This window comes from Blautia sp. MSK.20.85 (assembly GCF_013317245.1).
Taxonomy (GTDB): Bacteria; Bacillota; Clostridia; order Lachnospirales; family Lachnospiraceae; genus Blautia_A.
In genome coordinates, this window is the sequence record NZ_JAAIUN010000006.1 from 1 (window position 1) to 21,337 (window position 21,337).

The 21,337-nt window shown below is 41.0% G+C and carries 24 protein-coding genes and 5 pseudogenes; 21 read left to right on the top strand and 8 right to left on the bottom strand.

Annotated features, from left to right (window positions below):
- The first annotated feature begins 428 nt into the window (after positions 1-428).
- From rd to G5B12_RS04740, 11 genes are all read left to right on the top strand, one after another.
- Positions 429-593, top strand: a complete 165-nt coding sequence (gene rd / locus G5B12_RS04690) for a rubredoxin (protein WP_015524975.1) — start codon at positions 429-431, stop codon at positions 591-593.
- A gap of 76 nt (positions 594-669) precedes the next feature.
- Entirely contained in the window at positions 670-1,104 is a 435-nt protein-coding gene (locus tag G5B12_RS04695; protein WP_015524976.1) for a bacteriohemerythrin, read from the top strand.
- Positions 1,105-1,366: 262 nt separating this feature from the next.
- Positions 1,367-1,516 (top strand): hypothetical protein, encoded by a 150-nt coding sequence (locus G5B12_RS04700; protein ID WP_015524977.1) that lies wholly within the window; start codon positions 1,367-1,369, stop codon positions 1,514-1,516.
- A gap of 179 nt (positions 1,517-1,695) precedes the next feature.
- A complete protein-coding gene (locus G5B12_RS04705) occupies positions 1,696-1,908 on the top strand; it encodes a DUF6219 family protein (RefSeq protein ID WP_174087832.1) in 213 nt (70 codons plus the stop codon).
- 3 nt (positions 1,909-1,911) lie between these two features.
- Positions 1,912-2,367 (top strand): thioredoxin-dependent thiol peroxidase, encoded by a 456-nt coding sequence (gene bcp / locus G5B12_RS04710; RefSeq protein WP_055053844.1) that lies wholly within the window; start codon positions 1,912-1,914, stop codon positions 2,365-2,367.
- Positions 2,367-3,113 carry a peroxide stress protein YaaA gene (yaaA, locus tag G5B12_RS04715; RefSeq protein ID WP_005421606.1) on the top strand — a complete coding sequence of 249 codons (747 nt, stop codon included), beginning with the start codon at positions 2,367-2,369 and terminating at the stop codon, positions 3,111-3,113. The genes bcp and yaaA (G5B12_RS04715) overlap by 1 nt, the downstream gene beginning before the upstream one ends.
- Before the next feature lie 75 nt (positions 3,114-3,188).
- Positions 3,189-3,347: a rubredoxin gene (locus G5B12_RS04720; protein ID WP_005339874.1), complete on the top strand. Its 159-nt coding sequence runs from the start codon at positions 3,189-3,191 to the stop codon at positions 3,345-3,347.
- 154 nt (positions 3,348-3,501) lie between these two features.
- Positions 3,502-4,248, top strand: a complete 747-nt coding sequence (locus tag G5B12_RS04725; protein ID WP_005421611.1) for an SDR family NAD(P)-dependent oxidoreductase — start codon at positions 3,502-3,504, stop codon at positions 4,246-4,248.
- 92 nt (positions 4,249-4,340) lie between these two features.
- Complete coding sequence (trxA, locus tag G5B12_RS04730) at positions 4,341-4,646, top strand: thioredoxin (protein WP_005421612.1); 306 nt, start codon at positions 4,341-4,343, stop codon at positions 4,644-4,646.
- 13 nt (positions 4,647-4,659) lie between these two features.
- Complete coding sequence (locus tag G5B12_RS04735) at positions 4,660-4,980, top strand: rhodanese-like domain-containing protein (protein WP_015524982.1); 321 nt, start codon at positions 4,660-4,662, stop codon at positions 4,978-4,980.
- Position 4,981: 1 nt separating this feature from the next.
- Positions 4,982-6,673 carry an FAD-dependent oxidoreductase gene (locus G5B12_RS04740; RefSeq protein WP_118069886.1) on the top strand — a complete coding sequence of 564 codons (1,692 nt, stop codon included), beginning with the start codon at positions 4,982-4,984 and terminating at the stop codon, positions 6,671-6,673.
- Positions 6,674-6,784: 111 nt separating this feature from the next.
- Here G5B12_RS04740 and G5B12_RS04745 read toward each other — a convergent pair whose 3' ends face one another.
- On the bottom strand, positions 6,785-7,468 hold the full coding sequence (locus G5B12_RS04745) for a Crp/Fnr family transcriptional regulator (RefSeq protein WP_106492460.1): 684 nt from the start codon (positions 7,466-7,468) through the stop codon (positions 6,785-6,787).
- 166 nt (positions 7,469-7,634) lie between these two features.
- Between G5B12_RS04745 and G5B12_RS04750 the strand changes: the two genes are divergently transcribed.
- The 5 genes and pseudogenes from G5B12_RS04750 (at position 7,635) to G5B12_RS04765 (ending at position 11,797) form a co-directional block, all read left to right on the top strand.
- Positions 7,635-7,958 (top strand): thioredoxin family protein, encoded by a 324-nt coding sequence (locus G5B12_RS04750; RefSeq protein ID WP_015524989.1) that lies wholly within the window; start codon positions 7,635-7,637, stop codon positions 7,956-7,958.
- A 15-nt stretch (positions 7,959-7,973) separates the two neighbouring features.
- Positions 7,974-8,897, top strand: a complete 924-nt coding sequence (trxB, locus tag G5B12_RS04755) for a thioredoxin-disulfide reductase (RefSeq protein ID WP_118069888.1) — start codon at positions 7,974-7,976, stop codon at positions 8,895-8,897.
- A gap of 134 nt (positions 8,898-9,031) precedes the next feature.
- Positions 9,032-9,148, top strand: a pseudogene (gene yaaA / locus G5B12_RS18250) (peroxide stress protein YaaA); the annotation flags it as partial.
- 114 nt (positions 9,149-9,262) lie between these two features.
- Complete coding sequence (locus G5B12_RS04760) at positions 9,263-10,804, top strand: ASKHA domain-containing protein (protein WP_106492201.1); 1,542 nt, start codon at positions 9,263-9,265, stop codon at positions 10,802-10,804.
- A 213-nt stretch (positions 10,805-11,017) separates the two neighbouring features.
- Entirely contained in the window at positions 11,018-11,797 is a 780-nt protein-coding gene (locus G5B12_RS04765) for an HD-GYP domain-containing protein (RefSeq protein ID WP_244096042.1), read from the top strand.
- Positions 11,798-11,991: 194 nt separating this feature from the next.
- On the opposite strand, the pseudogene G5B12_RS04770 reads toward G5B12_RS04765, so the two are convergent.
- From G5B12_RS04770 to G5B12_RS04795, 6 genes and pseudogenes are all read right to left on the bottom strand, one after another.
- Positions 11,992-12,207 (bottom strand): annotated as a pseudogene (locus tag G5B12_RS04770) (GyrI-like domain-containing protein); the annotation flags it as partial.
- A 118-nt stretch (positions 12,208-12,325) separates the two neighbouring features.
- Positions 12,326-12,586 (bottom strand): annotated as a pseudogene (locus G5B12_RS17400) (MmcQ/YjbR family DNA-binding protein); the annotation flags it as partial.
- Between the two features lie 33 nt (positions 12,587-12,619).
- A pseudogene (locus G5B12_RS18255) lies at positions 12,620-13,511 on the bottom strand (radical SAM protein).
- A gap of 79 nt (positions 13,512-13,590) precedes the next feature.
- Positions 13,591-14,061, bottom strand: a complete 471-nt coding sequence (locus G5B12_RS04785) for a GNAT family N-acetyltransferase (RefSeq protein ID WP_005924656.1) — start codon at positions 14,059-14,061, stop codon at positions 13,591-13,593.
- On the bottom strand, positions 14,061-15,536 hold the full coding sequence (locus G5B12_RS04790; RefSeq protein ID WP_118512127.1) for an amino acid adenylation domain-containing protein: 1,476 nt from the start codon (positions 15,534-15,536) through the stop codon (positions 14,061-14,063). Before G5B12_RS04790 ends, G5B12_RS04785 begins: the two co-directional genes overlap by 1 nt.
- Positions 15,537-15,556: 20 nt before the next feature.
- The gene (locus G5B12_RS04795; protein ID WP_118338790.1) at positions 15,557-16,231 is read right to left on the bottom strand and encodes an alpha/beta hydrolase; all 675 of its coding nucleotides are present in this window, start codon (positions 16,229-16,231) and stop codon (positions 15,557-15,559) included.
- A gap of 129 nt (positions 16,232-16,360) precedes the next feature.
- Between G5B12_RS04795 and G5B12_RS18470 the strand changes: the two genes are divergently transcribed.
- The gene (locus G5B12_RS18470; protein WP_118069893.1) at positions 16,361-16,906 is read left to right on the top strand and encodes a winged helix-turn-helix transcriptional regulator; all 546 of its coding nucleotides are present in this window, start codon (positions 16,361-16,363) and stop codon (positions 16,904-16,906) included.
- A 994-nt stretch (positions 16,907-17,900) separates the two neighbouring features.
- Here G5B12_RS18470 and G5B12_RS04805 read toward each other — a convergent pair.
- Positions 17,901-18,110, bottom strand: a pseudogene (locus G5B12_RS04805) (transposase); the annotation flags it as partial.
- A 287-nt stretch (positions 18,111-18,397) separates the two neighbouring features.
- Here G5B12_RS04805 and G5B12_RS04810 point away from each other — a divergent pair.
- The 4 genes from G5B12_RS04810 (at position 18,398) to G5B12_RS04825 (ending at position 21,336) form a co-directional block, all read left to right on the top strand.
- The gene (locus G5B12_RS04810) at positions 18,398-19,360 is read left to right on the top strand and encodes a S1 RNA-binding domain-containing protein (protein ID WP_110925766.1); all 963 of its coding nucleotides are present in this window, start codon (positions 18,398-18,400) and stop codon (positions 19,358-19,360) included.
- 91 nt (positions 19,361-19,451) lie between these two features.
- Positions 19,452-19,904, top strand: coding sequence for a zinc-finger-containing protein (locus G5B12_RS04815; RefSeq protein ID WP_055066318.1), 453 nt, complete (start codon positions 19,452-19,454; stop codon positions 19,902-19,904).
- An 18-nt stretch (positions 19,905-19,922) separates the two neighbouring features.
- Positions 19,923-20,576 carry a hypothetical protein gene (locus tag G5B12_RS04820; protein ID WP_154780671.1) on the top strand — a complete coding sequence of 218 codons (654 nt, stop codon included), beginning with the start codon at positions 19,923-19,925 and terminating at the stop codon, positions 20,574-20,576.
- A gap of 70 nt (positions 20,577-20,646) precedes the next feature.
- Entirely contained in the window at positions 20,647-21,336 is a 690-nt protein-coding gene (locus G5B12_RS04825) for a hypothetical protein (RefSeq protein WP_154780670.1), read from the top strand.
- Position 21,337 lies beyond the last annotated feature (1 nt).

Sequence of the window (21,337 nt, forward strand, 5' to 3'; positions counted from 1 at the left end):
AAAACCATGTGAATGGTGCTGTTTGGGCATTTGATTATGATAAGATGTTCTGTGTATTGATGGAAAATGAAATTTGTCGAAAGGTGTGTGAAAAGAATAAATATAACAGTTGGATGAATCTGATGGGACAGTATTGTGTTTCAAGGACTTAAAGACGAAGAAAGTTGTTGGAGAGAAATAATTTCCAGCAACTCTGTCTTTAATGAATAGAGTTCATTTTTTTATTCAACTATTCCCATGATATATACAATATGTAAATGTGCAATTCAAATATCAGTTTATGCTAAGTGCAAAAATAATAATAATTACTATTATTGACAAAAGAATAATTATCATGTATAATACAGATATACAAGAAACAAAGTGTTAGAAAAATTGCTAGGAACTTGGTAACAAAAATAAATCGACATTGAAAATGGAAAATGACTATGAAAAAATATGAATGTGAACCATGTGGATATATTTATGATCCGGCAGTAGGAGATCCAGACGCCGGTATCGCTCCAGAAACTGCATTTGAGGATATTCCAGATGACTGGACATGCCCAATCTGCGGATTAGGAAAAGATGTTTTCGTTCCTGTAGAAGACTAAGCAGAAAATGCAGGTACGAAACTGCCAGACATTAAAAGAGCCTAAGAGAACATATAAAAGAAATGGAGGTCAAATTATGACTTACGATTTAAACATTACCTTTGATGACAATTTAGTAACAGGAAATAAAACAATCGATACACAGCACAAAGAATTGATTGACCGTATCCAGAACTTTGTAACTGCCTGTCAAAATGGCGACAGCAAAGTAAAAGCAATCAAAATGCTGGATTATCTGGATGAATATACTGACTTTCATTTCAAAGAAGAGGAAAAGCTTCAGGAAAAATCCGGTTATCCAGAGCGTGAAAAACATTATGAAAAACATGAAGAGTTTAAAAAGACAATTCAAGAACTGTATGAATACCTTCAGGAGTATGAAGGACCAACAGATCGGTTCAGTGAACTTGTACAGAAAAATGTAATCGACTGGCTGTTTGGACACATTAAAACATACGACCGCTCTGTGGCAAAATTTATCTTTATGAAACAAAATCCAGACCGATGCTAAAATAAACCAGGGAACGAGTTCACTCAGAATGTAGACAACGTGATGAAGTAAATTAGGGGCTGTCACAATGCAGCCCCTTTCCTGTTATAGCGATATTCTAGGTAATATATTGCGCTGGCATGACATATTATTTTACTACTACTATATGGGAAGAGCAAGCAGCTCTTCTTTTTTTTGTCCTTTTTATCCAATTTTAAGTTGTAAAGTCTCTTTTCATTCGACAAAATTCTCCACAGACAGAGGATATGCGACGAGCATTGATATGAACATCTATTTATGGAAAGAGGATATTGAAGACGGGGAATCGGTAATGACAGCCGAATATAGACCTGTAGAATACGGAAAGGACTATGATGTTGTCAATAATCCTGATAAATTTCAACTATATATAGATGGAAAAGAGATTAAATAGTAATCTCTTGAAAGCAAGCTTTTTGTCAATTATTTCAAAGAAAAATTAAAGGATAACAATACATAGTTTTGACAATGATATTTTGAAAAAACTTATAGGAATGCTCTATTATCAAATTGACATAGGAATATGGTAGCGTATAATTAGAATTGAATACACTGAAAAAATGGAGGAATTACATGAAAGCACATAAATATTGGTCAGTAGGAGCATTGATCACAATGCTTGGGACTTTTTACACTGGATATAAAAAGCAAAAATCAAGTCACAAATACTTTGCTTTAAGTTCTATGTTATGTATGGTAATGGCGATATATACAGGTCATAAAATGATTACCGGGAATGGGAAGAAAAAGGCGAATAAAGAGAAAGATACAGAAAGGGAGGGATAAATAATGTTGGAAGTAGGGGTTAAGGCACCGGATTTTGAGTTGCCAGATCAAAATGGGAAAATACATAGATTATCGGATTATACAGGAAAAAAAGTGATTTTATATTTCTATCCCAAGGATAATACAGCGGGATGCACGAAACAGGCATGTGGGTTTTCTGAGCGATACCCTCAGTTTACCGAAAAAGGAGCAGTTATTCTTGGAGTCAGTAAGGATTCTGTATCCTCTCATAAGAGATTTGAGGAAAAATATGGATTGGCATTTACACTTTTAGCAGATCCAGAGCGGAAAGTTATTGAAGCGTATGATGTATGGAAAGAAAAGAAAAATTATGGCAAAGTCTCTATGGGAGTAGTAAGAACCACATATCTTATTGATGAACAGGGGATTATTATAAAGGCAAATGATAAAGTCAAGGCTGCAAATGATCCTGAAAATATGCTCAAGGAATTAGATTAATGAAGATAATATTATCCCCTGCTAAAAAGATGATTACAGATACTGACAGCATAGCGCCGGATGGATTGCCTGAATTTATTGAAAAGACGACAGAGATACAAAGTTGGTTGAAAAGTAAGTCAAAAGAAGAACTGAAGACTATCTGGAAATGTAATGACAAAATTACAGAACAGAACTTCAATAGATTGGAAAACATGGATCTTTATCATTTACTTACCCCAGCTGTCTTATCATATGAAGGAATTGCTTTTCAATATATGGCTCCATCCGTGTTTGAGGACAGTCAATTCGAGTATGTACAAAATCATTTGAGAATAATATCTGCATTTTATGGTGTGCTAAAACCAAGGGATGGTGTGACACCTTATCGTTTGGAAATGCAGGCGAAGGTTGGAATAGGAGAAACAAAAAATCTGTATGAGTACTGGGGAGATTTATTATACCGCTCAGTGATTGATAACAGCAGGATTATAATCAATCTGGCATCGAAAGAATACTCTAAGTGCATAGAAAAATATCTGACACGACAGGATAGATACATTACGATTACATTTTGTGAGTTATCAGGAGATAAACTGGTGACAAAAGGTACATATGCTAAGATGGCCCGTGGTGAAATGGTTAGGTTCATGGCTGAAAACAGAATTGAAAATCCTGAGGATATTAAGAAATTTGATAGACTAGGCTATTCATTCCGCTCTGATTTATCATCAGATGCAGAATATGTTTTTGAACGGAAAAAATGATGATTGAATGATTATTTTAAATAAAAGGTAATCAGTAATATTGATTATTATAATAATAGAAGGAGGAACAAACTAATGAAATATGTATGTGACGTTTGCGGATGGGAATATGATGAAGAGGAAGGTTATCCTGAAGGTGGTATTGCACCAGGAACAAAGTGGGAGGATGTTCCAGAAGATTTTGAATGCCCATTATGTAATGTTGGAAAAGATCAGTTTTCAGAAGTTGAATAGAAGCCTAATCTTGTGTTAAATACAGATGGATAAACCAAAACCCTGGTGCGTGAGCAACAGGGTTTTTTATTGCGATATTTTGTGATGATATCACAGAAAATAATCTACCTTTTGCTTATAATGTAGTTAGAAACTAAGTAAGGAGGTAGTCTAAATGAGATTAAAAGATAAAGTTGCAATCATTACGGGTGGAAGCCGTGGTATAGGATTTGCTACAGCTGATAAATTCTTGAAGGAAGGTGCTTCAGTTGTGTTGGCAGCAAGTTCACAGGAATCGGCAGATGTTGCTGTAGATAAATTAAAAGAAAAATATCCCAATGCAATAGTTGCTGGAATTAGTCCAAATCTGGCAAGCATGGAGTCTGTCAGAAAGGCTTTTAAAGAGGCAACTGAAAAATATGGATGTGTCGACATACTGGTAAATAATGCAGGGATTTCAGAAAACACCTCATTTATGGATTATACAGAGGAGACTTTTGATAAAGTCATGGATCTAAATGTAAAAGGAGTATTTAATACTACTCGTGTAGCAGCAGAATGTATGGTGGCAAGAGGCAAGGGGGTCATTCTCTCAACTTCTTCCATGGTGAGTATTTCGGGACAGCCAAGTGGGTTTGCTTATCCGGCATCGAAGTTTGCAGTAAACGGATTGACTGTATCATTAGCAAGAGAACTAGGACCTAAAGGTATTCGTGTTAATGCTGTTGCACCTGGGATTACAGAAACTGATATGATGAAGGCCGTGCCAAAGGAAGTTATCGAACCTATGATTGAAAGAATTCCATTGCGTCGTCTTGGACAGCCAGAAGATATTGCCAACGCGTTTGTGTTTCTTGCTTCAGATGAGGCGAGTTACATTACAGGTGTTATATTAAGTGTAGATGGTATGGCAAGAAGTTAAGTTAATGAGGTATGGTGATGTAATCACGGAAAATAAATGAAATTAAGACTATAATAAATCTACAAAAAGAGAAAGATAAGGAGGACTGTAAAATGTCTGCTATTAATATCAATAAAAATAATTTTCAGAACGAAGTACTGAATTCCGATAAACCCGTTCTTTTAGATTTTTGGGCATCTTGGTGTGCGCCTTGCCGTATGGTAGTACCTATTGTAGAGGAGATTGCAAGTGAGCGTAGAGATATTAAAGTTGGAAAGATTAATGTAGATGAAGAGCCTGAACTGGCAAATAAGTTCAGTATTATGAGCATTCCAACTTTAGTGGTTATGAAGAATGGGAAGATTGTACAGCAGGTTTCAGGGGCGAGACCTAAGAATGCGATTTTAGAAATGCTTTAGGGGGGGTGTGCTAATGGGATTTTTTGATCTCTTTAAACAGTCGAATATTAATCAAGGCATAGAAGAATATAAAAGGACTGATGATGCAGTTCTGCTGGATGTACGTACACCGCAGGAATATCAGGAAGGACATATACCAGAAAGTAAAAATGTGCCGTTGCAGCAACTTGACAATATTGCTTCTGTAGCGAAGAATAAGGATATCCCACTGTTTGTATACTGTTATTCCGGTTCACGAAGCCGCCAGGCAACTGGGATACTGCAACGAATGGGATATTCTAAAGTAAATAATATCGGTGGCATTGTAGCTTACTCAGGAAAGGTGGAAAAATAAGATGAAGGTAATAATTGTAGGAGGTGTAGCCGGAGGAGCTACAGCCGCAGCAAGAATACGCAGACTGAATGAACATGCTGAAATTACTGTGTTTGAAAGATCCGGATACATATCCTATGCAAATTGTGGACTTCCATATTATATTGGAGACGTGATCACAGACCCGGAAGAACTTACACTACAGACACCAGAGAGTTTTTTTAAACGCTTCCGTATTAACATGAAAATTCATCATGAAGTTATCTCCATACATCCGGAACGTAAAACGGTTTCAGTGAAAAATTTAGAGAATGGTGAGATATTTGAAGAAAAATATGATAAGCTGATCCTCTCTCCAGGTGCAAAGCCAACACAGCCGAGACTTCCCGGAGTAGGTATTGATAAACTTTTTACACTTCGTACTGTAGAAGACACTTTTCGGATAAAGGAATATATAAATAAGAATCATCCAAAATCGGCTGTATTGGCAGGTGGCGGTTTTATTGGTCTGGAACTGGCAGAAAATTTGAGGGAGCTTGGCATGGATGTTACGATTGTCCAGAGGCCTAAGCAGCTGATGAACCCTTTTGACCCGGATATGGCATCCATGATCCATAATGAAATGAGAAAGCATGGGATAAAACTGGTACTGGGCTATACAGTAGAAGGATTTAAAGAAAAAGACAACGGAGTGGAGGTCCTGTTGAAAGATAATCCATCCCTTCAGGCTGATATGGTAGTTCTGGCAATCGGAGTCACACCAGACACAGTATTAGCAAAAGAAGCCGGTCTGGAACTTGGCATCAAGGAAAGTATTGTAGTGAATGACAGAATGGAAACCTCTGTACCGGATATTTATGCTGCAGGTGATGCAGTTCAGGTAAAACATTATGTTACGGGTAATGATGCGCTGATTTCTTTGGCAGGACCAGCCAATAAACAGGGCAGAATCATTGCTGATAATATTTGTGGCGGTGATAGTCGTTACCTGGGCAGTCAGGGAAGCTCCGTTATCAAAGTATTTGATATGACAGCAGCTACTACAGGTATCAATGAAACCAATGCCAAAAAGTCAGGGTTAGATGTAGATACAGTAATTCTTTCTCCTATGAGTCATGCCGGTTACTATCCTGGTGGAAAAGTGATGACCATGAAGGTGGTTTTTGAAAAAGAGACTTATCGTTTGCTTGGTGCTCAGATTATTGGATATGAAGGTGTTGATAAACGTATTGATGTGCTGGCAACAGCAATTCATGCAGGACTGAAGGCAACCCAGTTGAAAGATTTGGATCTCGCATATGCACCGCCATATTCCTCTGCAAAGGATCCTGTAAATATGGCAGGATTCATGATAGACAATATAGCAAAAGGAACCTTAAAACAATGGCATTTGGAAGATATGGATAAGATTTCTAAAGATAAAAATGCTGTGTTGCTGGATGTGAGAACAGTAGGTGAATTTAGCAGGGGCCATATTAATGGATTTAAAAACATTCCTGTAGATGAACTGAGGGAACGTATCAATGAAGTTGAGAAGGGAAAGCCTGTTTACCTGATATGCCAGAGTGGGCTACGCAGTTATATTGCAAGCCGTATTTTGGAAGGAAATGGATATGAAACATACAACTTTTCAGGTGGATTCCGCTTTTATGATGCAGTGGCTAATGACCATGCACTGATTGAAAGATCATATGCATGTGGTATGGATTATTAGAAATAAATAAAATATTTTTATAGTTTGATTGTAGTATAAAAAGATCCCCCATTTATTAGAATGACTTTCATAATTCTGATAAATGGAGGATTCTTTAGAGAAAAAAACGTTTTATGATCTTTGTAGTGTTTCCAGTCTTTTCGAATCAAGGATTGTTATTTTGCCGCGAGAGAGTCTGACGAGTCCTTCGCCTTGAAAGTATCGAAGCATTCGAGTAATAACTTCCCTGTGGGAACCAAGATGGTTTGCGATAGTTTCGTGAGTGATTTTCAGTTCATTTGTTCCTTCAATGGATGTTTCTTCTAAAAGAAATGAAGCAACACGCTTATCCAAACTCTTCCACATAATCTGTTCAATCAGCCACATGACATCAGAAAAACGGGTAGCCATTAACTCATTGGTATAGTTTGCGACAGGAGCAGATTCTTTCATGATGCCCTTATAGATTTCAGCAGGGATGATCCAAAGATCCGTATCTTTTTCTGCTTCAATGGTTACTTCAAATTGAATAGACCGCATGATACATGAGGCGGATAAAAGACACATATCCATATCGAACAGACGGTAAAGTGTAATCTCCCGTCCTTCATCTGAAAGTATGTAAGTTCGAAGCTGCCCGGATTTAACCAGTAATAATCCAGTACAGTCCAGGTTTCCATTGTGAATGATCGTTCCTTTTTTTACATCCCGTGTGATTAAATTGTCTGAAATTAGTTTTTTCTGTGCTGTATTTAAGTCATTCCATAGTGGAAAACAATTTTCGAAGTTCATAACCGTTATCTCCTTTACGAACATAGTATACTTGCTTTTTTTAGATGCGTCAATTATATAACTGGCATATGCCATAAATAGAAATAAAAAGAAGTGTAATAAAGTAAATTATCTTTTCTGTGATATCATCACGGAAGCAAGCACTTATTTGGGGTATATTAAGTTCAAATAGGAGAAGGAGTTGAAAAATATGACATCTATAAATATAAATAAAGAAAAGTTTGGACAATTAATTCATAAGGAAAAACCGGTTTTGGTTGATTTCTGGGCACCTTGGTGTGGTTATTGCCGTAGAATTGGAGCAGCTTATGAAAAAATAAGTGAAGAATACAGCGATATTCTTGTTGCTGGAAAAGTAAATATTGATGAAGAACCACAGATTGCAGAAGCTGAAAAGATTGAGGTGATTCCTACGCTGGTTTTATATCGAAATGGAAAGGCAATAGATTCTATTGTTGCACCTGAATCAAAAATAATGATAGAGAATTTTATTAATGAAGCATTGGAAAAATAAAAGGAGGACTGCTGTATGAATGAAAATCATGTTTACGATATGATTATCGTGGGGGGAGGACCTGGAGGGTATACTTCAGCATTATACGCAGCCAGAGCAGGATTTGATACCATTGTTTTAGAAAAATTATCTGCAGGTGGTCAGATGTCATTGACCTGGCAGATTGATAACTATCCTGGTTTTGAAAATGGAATTGACGGATTTTCATTGGCAGAGAAAATGCAAAAACAGGCGGAAAAATTTGGCGCTAAAAGTGAATATGCTGAAGTTTTTAATATGGATTTAACAGGAAAGCTTAAGAGAGTAGAAACTAGTTCGGGAATTTATATTGGGAAAACAGTAGTGATTGCTACTGGAGCAAATCCAAGAGAACTTGGTCTCGCTAAAGAAAAAGAATTGATAGGTCATGGGGTTGCTTATTGTGCCTCCTGTGATGGTATGTTTTATAAAGATAAGATCGTGGTGGTTGTTGGTGGTGGAAATTCTGCTGTATCAGATGCTGTTCTTTTAAGTCGAATTGCTAAGAAAGTCATCATTGTTCATCGAAGAGATACATTACGTGCAACGAAAATCTACCATGACCAGCTGATGAAAACTGAAAATATAGAGTTTCGATGGAACAATACAGTAAATGAACTGATTTATGGAGAACGATTGACTGGTGTGCGGTTGAAAGATACAGTTACAGGAGAAGAAAACATTATAGAATGTGACGGCGTGTTTGTGAGTATAGGAAGAAAACCGACAACAGATTTTTTAGATAATCAGATAGAACTGGATAATAAAGGATATATTGTGGCAGGTGAAAACACTGAAACGAGTATTCCGGGTGTTTATGCTGTAGGAGATGTCAGAACAAAGTTACTTCGTCAGATAGTAACAGCAGTGGCAGATGGTGCTATGGCAGTACATATGGCAGAAGAGTATGTGGAGAAATAATAATCAGAATTTGAATGGTGAACTTTTCATACTAAAATATGTACAATTTCAATAATGACATGAACTTATGGGAATGTATTGCGGATACTTTGTGAACTTTATCCTGATACAATGATTATGCTGATGAAAGAAGGCATCGCCTGGAGATGAAGGCGAAAGCTGAAATAGAAGATACCAAAAATCTATATGACTATTGGGGTGAAAGATTATATCGTTCAGTGCTTGATGACAGCAGGATTATCATTAATCTTCTCAGAAGTATAATAAATAACAATGAAAAGGAAGGATGTCAAGTATGTGATATAACGGATGACCTTCTTTTTTTACAGAATAAAAAATGCACAAATTGTAGGGAGATGAATACTATGAGAGGTCTTAGCCGAAAATTATATCTTGATCTTTCTGTTCCAACCGAAGAGGATCAGCGTTCAGACCAGCAGCGCATTCTGGAAGCTTTATCCGCGGAGGGCGTGAAAGAGGAGGTTCATATTCCGGTTCGCATGTTGAGACAACTATATCCATTACTTGATCGTGCAGGTTGGAAAATAACCGTTTCGCTTTCCTGGAATGGAGAAAAATGGGAGCTGGTTGATATAGAAAGCGGAGATACAGCCAGACAGCATTATGGGCTGGCTGTGGATCTTGGAAGTACAACGGTAGTGGTGAGACTTTTAGATTGTAATAGTGGTGAGATATTGGGAGAAGAGAGCTGCTTTAATAAACAGATTCAGTGGGGAACCGATATTTTATCACGTATTTTTTTCTGCAAAGATGACAGGAAAAAACTGGAAGAGATACGGCTTGCTACAGTTGAGTCTATTATAGAGTGCATGGATAAGCTGGATGTAAAGCATCCGGTGTCACGAAAATGTCTGTCTATGGTAGTAGCAGGCAATACCACCATGATCCACTTTCTTTTGGGAATAGATGCTTTCTGTGTCTTTTATACGCCACATGCTGTTCATGCAGACCGTCCGGGATTCCAGCCGGCAAAAGATCTGGACATTCCGCTGAATGGTTATGTATATTGTTATCCGGCGAAGTCTAATTATCTGGGTGGTGACATCATCAGTGGAATGATTGAAACGGAATTATATAAAAAGGATGGAATCAGTGTTTTCTTTGACATTGGAACCAACGGTGAACTTGTGATAGGAAATAAAGATTTTCTTCTTTGCGGCGCCGGTGCGGCGGGGCCTGCATTGGAAGGCGGTGTAGTACATACCGGGATGAGGGCAGATGCCGGAGCAGTGGACAGCGTGAGGATAAGAGGTGGAAAAATCCATGTTCATGTAATTGGTAACTCTTCAGGAAAAATTAGCCCTAAGGGTATCTGCGGTTCCGGTATTGTCGATCTGATTGCGGAACTTTTTTTAGAAGGATGGATAGATATTCGTGGTAAGTTTTCTCCTGAAAAAACGAATCTTATTCAGAAACGAGAAGGTCAGCTTTGCATAGAATATGCTCCGGGTCTGTATTTTTATCAGAAAGATATCGACGAATTTATTCTTACCAAAGCCGCAGCACATATAATGGTTGAGATCATGCTCCGGGAATCTGGACTTGAACTGAATCAGGCAGATCGATTTTATGTAGCCGGCTCTTTTGGAAAATATGTATCTGTGGAATCAGCCATTACCATTGGGATGTATCCTGACATGGAACGGGAGAAGATGATCAATGCTGGAAATTCTTCGCTGGAAGGAGCACAGAAGCTTTTGCTGAACAAAGAACTTCTTGCAGATATTGATCAGATACTGGAAGAAATGACTTATATACAATTTGCGGAAGTGGATGATTTTCTGGAACAGATGGTAGCTGCCCAGGCCTTACCTCACACAGATTATAAAAAATATCCAACGGTCATGGAAAAATTAAAGAAAAGACAAAACATATGCTTTTATTGATCCGAGGCTGAGAAATCTGTCATGGTAAGCATATTCCAGATTTCTCAGAAAACAGAACAAAGGAGGAGACAAGATCAAAAATGAAATTTGATGTGCTGGGGTTATTAGCAGCCTGCTCATATGCATTGGACTGTGTAGAGGCAGAGCTGATTAAAGTAACAAACAATCATTCTAAACGTGTGGCATATATGGCGGTTTGTACTGCTGAAAAAAATGGGTATACAGGGTCAAAGTCTGCAGGATCTGGCAGAGTGTGCATTGCTGCACGACAATGCAGTGGCACAATATATTCAGGAAGAGCTTCAAAATGACGCTTTACGTAACGGGGTGACGAAGCTGGGAAGGCATTGTACCATAGGAGAAAAAATTCTGAAAAATATACCGTTTCATAATGATGTATCTAATGTCATACTGTACCCCCCCCATGAAAACGCTGATGGAAGTGAACCTTTTGGAAAACAATGGAATGAAGTACCGTTTTTTGCAAGGATTATCCATATGTGTGATACGATAGATATATTTTGCCGATCTATGAAATCAGATTCGGATGAGTGGAAAAGAACAGAAGAATTTGTAATAAAGTCAAAAGATAAATTGTTTGATTCCTTCTGCGTGGAAGTTTTTTTTAATGCTTTTTCAGATGAAAAAATTCATATGATTGATAATGAAACCCTGGATACGATGTTGTGGAAGAAAGTACCCAGAATAAAGCTGGAACTTAATTTTGCACAGATTAAAGCTATTGCAGATCTTTTTGCCCATATTGTGGACTATAAATCACCCTTTACAAGTAACCACTCAATGGGTGTTGCGGAAGGTGCGGAAAAAATATCAAGGTTCATGGGATTTGATAAGGATATCTATCAGAAAATGTATATTGCCGGAGCTTTACATGACATAGGAAAGGTCGCAATCGGGAATGAGATTCTGGAAAAACCAGAAAAATTAACCGATGAAGAATTTAAAACGATGAAACATCATGCAGTATTATGACTGCCAGAATGGAAAGCCAGAAATAATCCATTCGGATTTGATAATATCGCTTTTCTTTCTTCATATTTTTGATGCTCTCCCCTAATAATAAAATATAGAGTACTTAAAACAAGTTCATTTAAACCATTTTACCATGTTTTGTACTTAAAATGTACTTGTATTATGAACTTATTTTGTACTTATCAAATGGAGAGGAATCCTTCAATTTTATAATCAGTCTTGTAACTCATTTTTAATGTGTATGCAACAGCATATAGAACACTGATTGCTTGTTGATATGCTCCGCCTTCTTCATTTGGATTGCCTTTTTCTCTAACTGCAATATAATTTGCCTTAGGTACATTTACAATCTCTGGTTTGTTCTTCGGCATATAGAATTCTTTATACTCTTTTTTAAAATCAAAAGCCATAATAACCTCCAAAATTCCGATTTTCTCAATTCTCCAAACTTGAATTTATCAGTATCTCTTTTTGCATGTTTTGGGTATCGTTGCTTCATAACTCATATCAAGCAACATTTTGATTTTGTCATCTGATACGCTGCACATCCAGTGCAACAGTAATCCAGCTATCCTTGCTCATGTGATACGCCGGGAAGAAGCCGGGTTCCTCTCGTAGTGTGCCAATCAGAATTGGGTCACATTTGAAATCGACTACTTCCAGCATTTCTTCGCCTTGCAGCCCCAGCTTGTTCTTTGGTACATCCATAATCAGAGCAAACCACTTCCGATTATTACAATGCCGGAACACCTCATAATTCGGATATTTGAGCCACGGATAATCTGTCTCGGCGTTATATGTCTGATTCTAATTCTGCGCGTTTCATAACCTCACCTCTACAACTTCTAGCTTTCTGCATGTTACTATATAGTTTTGATTACCTGTTCTTCTGCATTTTGGCCGAGGGATTATCTCTTCGTTGAAAAAATAATTGACCACGATAGGCGGATCGTTGAAAGGGCGTTTGATGGAATCATCATCCTGGACATACAGTAGCCCTTCCTCTTGGCAAAACTGCCGCATCTGCGCATCCAGCATTGACCAGTAGCTGCGTTCTTTTTTATTGTAAATGGTATCGTACAGCGGCAGCAGGTCTGGATGTTTTTCCGTTATATAGTCAAAAATCGTTTTCTTATAACCGCCCCGCAAGTTTAGGTTTTCCAGCCAGACCAAATTACATTGATTCTTCGCCCGGTGGATGATGGAGGGCAGGTCGGTGAGGCCGGGGAAAATCGGCGAGATAAAGCAGGTGGTGCGCACACCAGCATCATGGAATGCTTTCATAGCGGCCAGCCGCCGCTCAATGCTCACTGCATTGTCCATATCAGCGCGAAAATCTTCGTCCAGTGTGTTTGATCGACCAGGATACCCGCGCATTGGGGAATGTTTTAATGAGGTCAAGGTCACGCAGCACCAGGTCAGACTTGGTAGCAATACTGAGGCTACATTCACTGCCCTGCATCTGCTCCAAAATGGCGCGGGTGCGGCAGGCGGTTTCCTCCAGCGGCTGATATGGGTCGGTCACGTAACAGAGAAACAGTTCTTTCCCTGCATACCGCTCCGGGTGTTTGATTTCCGGCCAAAATTTAACGTCTATGAACTCTCCCCAGGGCTCCGGGTGATTGGTAAAACGCTTCATAAAAGATGCGTAGCAATATTTGCAGCCGTGGCCACAGCCCACATAAGGATTGACCGAATAATCACTCACAGGCAAATTGGATTTTGTGAGGACGCTTTTTACTTCAACGTTTCAGATGATTGGCTCCATTGTATGTATGCTCCTTTGATTTTGCTTATTTTTCGCGGGACAGTTTCATCATATCCTTCATATCGGCAAAACCGATTGTTTGATACAGCGGCCTGCCTTTGTTTGAGGTTTCAAGATAAATTTTTGAAATATGCCGCTGACGAGCCTGCTCTACAAGCCACCTGACGATTCTGTTCCCTATGCCGTGTCCGCGAAACTGCGGCCGGGTATAAATGTTCATCAGGTAGGCACATTTCCCGTTTAGATTGTCCGGTGAGGGCATCTCATGATAGAGGCATATCCCGCCGCAGCCGACGATTTCCTCCCCTACGTAGGCAAAGCAGGCAATATGTCCGCCCTGCGGCAGTTCTGTTTGATAGTAGCGGCGATTTTCCGATTCCAGCTCTGTTACAGACCGCTCCGAGGGGATGGAGAATACCTCATGCAAGACTTCCATTCGCCATTGCATCAATACATTCAGGTCCTGGATCGTGGCCTGCCGGATCTGAATCTCCATTATAATGCCCCCGCTTTCATTACCACCGGCAGTTTCGACACATCCGGCTTACCGTTGACATTCAAAGGAATCTGCTTCATCTTCACAAAGAACTCTGGGATCATAAAGGAAGTCAAATTTTCAGACAGTTCTTTTTTTACTTCCGAGACTTTCAGCTTATTGTCGGAAGGCACCACATAGGCGGTCATATAGGACAGTCCATCCTCGTCTGTAAAAGCCCGGACAATAGCCTGCTGCACATCCTTGCACCGATAGAGCCGGGACTCCACCTCGGCAAGTTCCACCCGCTTGCCGTAAATCATGATCTGGTCGTCCTTGCGGTGCAGGAATGCAATGTTGCCATCCGGCAGGATATAGCCCAAATCGCCGCTGCGGTACATGGTGCTACCGTCCGGCTGCCGCTCAAAAGCTCTGTTTTCCTCGGCATGGTCGCCAATGTAGCCCAGAGATACACCGCCGCCATAAATGCAAATCTCACCCGTCTGCCCTTTGGCAACCTCGTTGCCAGACTGATCCAGAATCCTGATTTGCGCACCTAGTACAGGATGACCGATGGGATAGGTACCGTCCTCCAGCACAGTTCCACTATTACAACGGTAATAGGAGGCACAGACCGTTGTCTCGGAGGGGCCGTAGGTGTTGTAAACCTCTGCTTTGTTCAGCAGGTGATCCACATAAACGCCCCGCAACACATCGCCGCCGCTGATAAGCAGCCGCAGAGAGGACGGAATGACAGACAGGTGGTTCATTTCTGCCAGCAGATACGGAAAGCCGCTGATCATAGTCACATGGTGGCGTTCCACAAAAGCCATCAATGCATGGATGTCGGCCTTATCCTCGTCAGCGGGGATGGCCAGAGCGGCACCATTCAGCAGACTGGTGAACACTTCCTCCACAAAGATGTCAAAAGAACAGACGGAATATTGCAGCATGACATCACCGGGGCCGGGATGGAACTCGTTGGCAAAGGCACGGACATAATGGCAAACATTGCGGTTGGTGACACAGACACCTTTGGGCCGCCCGGTGGTACCTGACGTATACAGCACATAGGCGGGGCGTTCCGGGTCTTCGATGGCGTTGCGCTTCCAGGAGGGCGTCTCCACGCCGCAGATCTCACAATCTGTATAGCGGATGGGGAAACTGCTCAGTTTGGGCGCAAAGGCGTGTTCCGTCAGCACAAAATCCACCTGTGCCTCGGTCATCATGTCATGGATGCGCCCGGTGGGAAAATCCGGCTCGGCTGGGACATATCGGCCGCCGCATTTGAGTACCGCCAGAATCGAGGCAATCATCTCGGTTCGGTGACGCATGACGATGCCGATGCTGTGTACTTCCTGCGGAAAGCTGCACGTGATCATATCCACCATGTTGGACAGCTCTCCAAAAGTCATGGCGCGGTCGTTTTCAATGATAGCCGGGGCATTTTCATGTTCTTTAACTACTTTCTGAAAAAGCGAATAAATCGTATCCATCGTTTTATCTCCTTGTCGGTTTATCTATTTAATATCCAGTGAATGCCAGCCGCTGTGCGCTTGTTGCACGCCTGATAGTGGCTGCCACTGTTCAGTACGAAGGTGGTTTCGATGCCTTTCCCGTGGCACAGTGTTTCTATCTCCTGCGTATTCTGCTGCACAACGTTCAAAATCGGATTATCGGTGGAGCTCTCCTTGTCTCCGAGAGAAAAATACAGACAGTCAGGTTTGCGCTTCATCTCATGGGAGCACACATATTCCATGATGCCCTCAAACCAGAAGGAACCTGACATACTCGCTGCGCGGGCAAACACATCCGTTTGGTAGAGAGCGTAGAGGGCGAACAGCCCAGCCAGCGAGTAACCGGCGAGGCCCCGCCAGGCGGGCGCACCGGGAAGGAGCGCTTCCGCTTCCGGCATAATTTCATCCAGAAGCAGTTTCAGGTAATCATCCGCACCCCCGGTGCAGGGCGTATCGTGTTTAGAGATCGGCCCCATATACCACGGTGTCATGTCATGATCCCATTTCAGCTTACTGACCGCCACCAGACAGAAATCTGGGCAGCCGAGCGCCATCAGGTTTTTATACACACTGTTAACGGCATTGGAAAAGGTGTTGAGATAGATAACTGGGCTGCCCGGCTTTGCGCTTGGGTATATGTCCACTCTTTTTTGTTCTATGGTTAAAGAAGTCACCTTGTTGCCTCCTCTCTTGACGATTCATTGTATAAATATTGTACGGTATCCGAAAACGAAAGCAAGTACGCAGAAAGTTCGTACATAGTATCAAACTACTGACCAAGGCTATAAACAGGAGGAATCAAGATGGATCATATCATGACATATGAGGAATATCTGCGCGATGTCAAGAAGGGAATCGTCACCGATCTGGGCAACAGCCCGGTCACGCCGCTGCTTCTGATGCTTCAGGGAAAGTGGAAAACACAGATTCTCTATGAGCTGTGCATCCATGATACGGCCCGTTTCGGCACCTTAAAAAAGGAACTTCCGGGCATCACCAATACCATGCTGACCAACTCCCTGCGGGAACTGGAACGGGACGGTTTCATCAACCGGGTACAGTTCAATGAAATCCCGCCTCATGTAGAGTATTCGTTCACCGAGCGGGGCCGTGACCTGATGCCGATTTTTTATCAGATCATGCTTTGGGGGTTCAAACACGAAAAAGACAATGGTCGAAGTTTTCCATTGCTTTTAGGGATATATACCCTAATTGATGGCTGTGGTTTGTATGATTTTCTTTTCAATCTTTCTACCAAGTCATCTATGTTTTGTTCCAGATTCCTCTCGTATTCTCTCTTCGTAATCTCATCCATACCAACTGCCTTACTTCCGTCTAATTCTTTGTGACATTGCAGAAGCATTTCTTTATTGATTAGATGATACAACGATGTGAACTCTGGTCTCGGCGAACTTGCCGATATTTCTGCTATTCTTTCCAATTTTGTTTCCATCAATACCTCCGTCCCTGAGTACGGTTGATGTGTCCTCAGAAAGACCATTATTATGTAGCTCCCTTCCCTCCATTGGCATTACCCAACTTCTTCAGTACTATGAAGCTATCTGACTGCCTGCTGTTCTTTTGGCATTCTCCCTTTTGCAGTTGTTTGCCATACTTGCAATGACAAGAAACAACAGGCTCTCCCCAGTTGACTGAATAGTCACAATGTAAAACATAAAGTGCTCTTTGACCCCGCAGAAGCAAACCATTTCTTACCATGACGATTTGGTTTGTGTTGCTTTCCGCTGGAATTAAAACGTCAGCCTTCTAGATATCAAAATTTCGAGGCTCAATCACACTCTCTATTTTCTCGCTGTCTACGCTTAGCAACTACCATTACTGGCAGTCACCCAGGACTCGCTACTGGCGGTTGGTTAGACCTTACCAGACAGGCATTCCACCTGCTAGACTACTCGCCCTTGTCTGGGCGCACAATTCCGATTTGTTAAATTCATATCCGCATTATAGCATAAAAATAACGACACTGTATATCACTTTCGTAACATACAATGCCGTTACTTTTATTTTCTTCGATACACCAAACAAAACATATTCCTGTATACGATAATATCATATACAGAGTTCGACTTGTTCAGCTTTAGTGGGGAAAATGTAAAGTGAACTCCGCCTTTTGGCATAGGAATTGTTTTGTTAAATTAAATAATGAAAAAGAAAATAGTCATTTTGATAGAACATATTAACTATAAATAATCAGAATTTGAATAGTGAACTTTTTACACTGAAATATGTACGATTCTAATAATGACATGAACTTATGGGAACGTATTGCGGATACTTTGTGAACTTTATCCTGATACAATGATTATGCTGATGAAAGAAGGCATCCCTTGGAATATCAATCTCCATATCTCCGTAACTGGTATGTAACGTTTTCTGGGAATGTCCATTCCTGGAATTATCGGTTTCTTTATTTCGATAATCATATTTGGAATATCCCAGTTCTTCATCCAGTTCCTGATCAATGGCGCCTTCCAAAATGATAGACATCATATCCCGCATAATGGAATTAACATCTGTTCCATGAGATGGAATTTTCTATAAGGACACAGGAATCTGGCAGTTCTTAGTGTTACCAAATCCTTCTGTCGTACAGGCTTCATAAAAGGAATCAATATGCGACACTATTGCAATCGAGGTAATATTGACATAGAATTCCATGTATTATAGAATGGTATCTGTAAAAAGAAGGCATGAAGAAAGCAGCTTTAAACGGGCTGCTTTTTTTGTGTCTTCTTTTGTCTTTCCTGAGTACCGGAGGAAAAGGAGTTTTCTGGATGGAGCAGAGAAGACAAAAAATAAATAAGAACAGGAGGAAGTATATGGAGGATACCAAAAAAACAGTTTTGGCGGGAAACGGGGAAAAAGATGTTCCGCGTGCAGTCTACGATGGTGTTTTGACAATCGATGTAGACGCGCAGGTTGAAAGCATGGAGGAACAGGAAGAAGCCAGATGGCATCAGCTTTTGAATGCACATCGTACCAGAAAGATCCTGACGGGCCAGCTCGGGGGCATTGAAAAACTGGAGAGTGGATGGATGGTTGCTGTTACATACTTTAATGGCTTTCGGATCATTATCCCAATGAATGAAATGATGATCAACCTTCAGGGAGACGGGCGTGAAAACGCGGATACCTTAAACCGTCAGGTCCGTATTGCTAACAACATGCTCGGCTGTGATATTGATTTCATCATCAAAGATCTGGATAACAAGAGCCGGAGCGTTGTAGCATCCAGAAAAGATGCAATGCTTAAAAAGAGACAGACTTTTTACCTTGGGGAAGATACAGAAAAACCAATGCTCTATGAAGGCAGGATCGTAGAAGCAAGGGTGATCGCGGTAGCTCCCAAAGCAGTCCGCCTGGAAGTCTTTGGTGTAGAAGTATCTGTCCGGGCCAGGGACATGGCCTGGGAGTGGATGGTAGATGCCGGAGAAAAATTCCAGGTAGGTGATCTGGTGCTGGTCATGGTCAATAAGGTGGAAGCAAGCTCTGTTGACCAGATCATTATAGAAGTGGATGCAAAGAGTCCGACAGCCAATATCAATAAAGATAACCTCCGGAAATGCCATAAACAGGGAAAATATACAGGGATCATTACGGAAGTCTATAAGGGAACCTATTTTATCCGCCTTGATATCGGAGTCAATGCCGTGGCACATTCCTGCAATATGTCCGCACTTCCGGGAAAGAAAGATAAGATTGGATTTGTGGTGACCCGCATCAACGACAACTATGAAGTGGCAGAAGGCATTATCACAAGGCTTATCAAAAGAGCTTCCTGAAAATGTTTTTATGATTTTCAAAGAATTCTGTTGACACAGAAAAAGGGATTTCTTTAACATCGGAGATAAAGATGGAAAGGAGTGACGTCAGATGGCAAAAAAGAAGAAAAAACAGATGCGGGAAACCTTGTACTGTCCATATTGCAAAAGACCCGGGGTACTTAGGCCTGCAGCTTATGTCTATGGGGATAACAACCTGGATCCGGAGAAATACCTGTATGTATGCAGCGGCTATCCTTCCTGTGATTCATACATTGGGGCACACAAAAAAAGTATGCGTCCCATGGGAACCATGGCTGACAGCAATCTGCGTAATAAGCGGATCGAAGCACACAGAGCTTTGGATGCAATCTGGAAAAATGGTTATATGACCAAACACAGCACATATATCTGGCTTCAGAACCGTTTGAATCTCCGGGAAAAGGACACACATATCGGGAAATTTTCTTATTACCTGTGTGAACAGACCATCCGGGAATGTACAGACTATATAAAAAGCCGAGAGGAGAAAAAGAAATCCCCGGATAAAATAAGCGTGGCATGACGGAAAGGATGGATGCCCTTGAGACTACAGGCGACAGAAGATGATGTATATCATCTGATGGACCTTAAAGAACAGTATTTTATTATGACAGCAATATGCAGTGTGGCAGAGGGAATCAGCGCATACTTTTTCATATACCAGAAAAGATGCTGGGATCTTGTATATTTGTGTACTGCACTGGCACTTGCGATAATCCTGCTTCTTCGTCAGGCCATAAAAATCAGCCGGAGGATCATGGAGGCAGAAAACTGTTATATGGCACTTGAAGAGGACAGCCTGGCAGTCTGCCAGCCGGAAAAAAACGGAAAATATGAGTCCTGCAGGATCTTTTACGATGAGATGGATAAGATCGTAGAAGGAACCAGACGGGGAATTCCGGAATTTTATATCGTGATCCGAAAAGAAGGGAAAGAACAGAAAAGCTTTTTCCTTTTGGATGAAGAAGAACAGGAACGGGATGTTTTCTGTGTACGATCATTTGGCTTTGACAATCAGGGATTCATGGAGTTTTATCGGAAACTCAGGTGGATCGTACCGGGAAGAACAAGGATTATCGGGACCAAAACACAGGAAGTATGGAAACTGCGGCGGCCGAATATCGGAATCTGTACGGCAGCAGGCATGTTTTTGGGGTATGTACTTCCAAAACTCCTGGAAATGATGTATGGGTAACAAGTTATATGAAAGAAAACAGATCAGAAGCAGAGATTAGAAAGAGTGAAAATGACAAGGAGGAAATGTCATGAGATGGTATACAGCAATCGGAATGAAAAAAGATGATGCAGATGGAAGGTTTTGTGTCTGGGTAGATGGGGAAGAAAAAGTACTTACAGAAATGGAAACTATTTTGTGGGCTGCGCTCACCTGGTCTTTCTGTGAAGAGGATAAGGTCCATTCCCAGATGCATCGTCTTCTTGTATTTAGCCTTGGAGAAAAACAGGCACAGGAATGGGCGGACAAAGAGGATTTTCAGTTTTGCCTGAACCGTCTGGTAAAGCGGGGCCTGGTTGTGTTGACAGAAGGATGTACCAAAGAGGAAGCTGTATACAGCATTATCAGCCGGTCAGTCATGGCTCCCATGGCCTTTTCACGGACAGAACGCATGAAGCATTTTATGGAAGCCCTTTCCATGGGAAAAGGACTGAAGTTTTCACTGAGGGCTTTTAAAAAGCCGCTGCTTACAGAAGAGGAATACCAGCTACTTTCCTATCTTCAAAGAGAAGGGGATGTTTCCTGCCACCTGAAATGTTTAAAAGAAGAGGCAAAAAACAGGGAACCCAATTTAGCAGATTCCCTCCAGGAACAGATACAACGGGAATTTATAAGCCGTGTAGCGCAGCTTTACTATAAGAAACAGCTTGTGATCGACAACATAAGAAGGGAGGACTGCCTTGAAGCAAACGGAACATCCGTATTGGCACAGGCTGTATAGA

What these genes read in the sequence shown, in the direction of transcription:
- rd (WP_015524975.1), top strand. Translation starts at nt 429, where the DNA reads ATGAAAAAATATGAATGTGAACCATGTGGATATATTTATGATCCGGCA.
- G5B12_RS04695 (WP_015524976.1), top strand. Translation starts at nt 670, where the DNA reads ATGACTTACGATTTAAACATTACCTTTGATGACAATTTAGTAACAGGA.
- G5B12_RS04700 (WP_015524977.1), top strand. Translation starts at nt 1,367, where the DNA reads ATGAACATCTATTTATGGAAAGAGGATATTGAAGACGGGGAATCGGTA.
- G5B12_RS04705 (WP_174087832.1), top strand. Translation starts at nt 1,696, where the DNA reads ATGAAAGCACATAAATATTGGTCAGTAGGAGCATTGATCACAATGCTT.
- bcp (WP_055053844.1), top strand. Translation starts at nt 1,912, where the DNA reads ATGTTGGAAGTAGGGGTTAAGGCACCGGATTTTGAGTTGCCAGATCAA.
- yaaA (WP_005421606.1), top strand. Translation starts at nt 2,367, where the DNA reads ATGAAGATAATATTATCCCCTGCTAAAAAGATGATTACAGATACTGAC.
- G5B12_RS04720 (WP_005339874.1), top strand. Translation starts at nt 3,189, where the DNA reads ATGAAATATGTATGTGACGTTTGCGGATGGGAATATGATGAAGAGGAA.
- G5B12_RS04725 (WP_005421611.1), top strand. Translation starts at nt 3,502, where the DNA reads ATGAGATTAAAAGATAAAGTTGCAATCATTACGGGTGGAAGCCGTGGT.
- trxA (WP_005421612.1), top strand. Translation starts at nt 4,341, where the DNA reads ATGTCTGCTATTAATATCAATAAAAATAATTTTCAGAACGAAGTACTG.
- G5B12_RS04735 (WP_015524982.1), top strand. Translation starts at nt 4,660, where the DNA reads ATGGGATTTTTTGATCTCTTTAAACAGTCGAATATTAATCAAGGCATA.
- G5B12_RS04740 (WP_118069886.1), top strand. Translation starts at nt 4,982, where the DNA reads ATGAAGGTAATAATTGTAGGAGGTGTAGCCGGAGGAGCTACAGCCGCA.
- G5B12_RS04745 (WP_106492460.1), bottom strand. Translation starts at nt 7,468, where the DNA reads ATGTTCGTAAAGGAGATAACGGTTATGAACTTCGAAAATTGTTTTCCA.
- G5B12_RS04750 (WP_015524989.1), top strand. Translation starts at nt 7,635, where the DNA reads ATGACATCTATAAATATAAATAAAGAAAAGTTTGGACAATTAATTCAT.
- trxB (WP_118069888.1), top strand. Translation starts at nt 7,974, where the DNA reads ATGAATGAAAATCATGTTTACGATATGATTATCGTGGGGGGAGGACCT.
- G5B12_RS04760 (WP_106492201.1), top strand. Translation starts at nt 9,263, where the DNA reads ATGAGAGGTCTTAGCCGAAAATTATATCTTGATCTTTCTGTTCCAACC.
- G5B12_RS04765 (WP_244096042.1), top strand. Translation starts at nt 11,018, where the DNA reads ATGGGTATACAGGGTCAAAGTCTGCAGGATCTGGCAGAGTGTGCATTG.
- G5B12_RS04785 (WP_005924656.1), bottom strand. Translation starts at nt 14,061, where the DNA reads ATGGAGATTCAGATCCGGCAGGCCACGATCCAGGACCTGAATGTATTG.
- G5B12_RS04790 (WP_118512127.1), bottom strand. Translation starts at nt 15,536, where the DNA reads ATGGATACGATTTATTCGCTTTTTCAGAAAGTAGTTAAAGAACATGAA.
- G5B12_RS18470 (WP_118069893.1), top strand. Translation starts at nt 16,361, where the DNA reads ATGGATCATATCATGACATATGAGGAATATCTGCGCGATGTCAAGAAG.
- G5B12_RS04810 (WP_110925766.1), top strand. Translation starts at nt 18,398, where the DNA reads ATGGAGGATACCAAAAAAACAGTTTTGGCGGGAAACGGGGAAAAAGAT.
- G5B12_RS04815 (WP_055066318.1), top strand. Translation starts at nt 19,452, where the DNA reads ATGGCAAAAAAGAAGAAAAAACAGATGCGGGAAACCTTGTACTGTCCA.
- G5B12_RS04825 (WP_154780670.1), top strand. Translation starts at nt 20,647, where the DNA reads ATGAGATGGTATACAGCAATCGGAATGAAAAAAGATGATGCAGATGGA.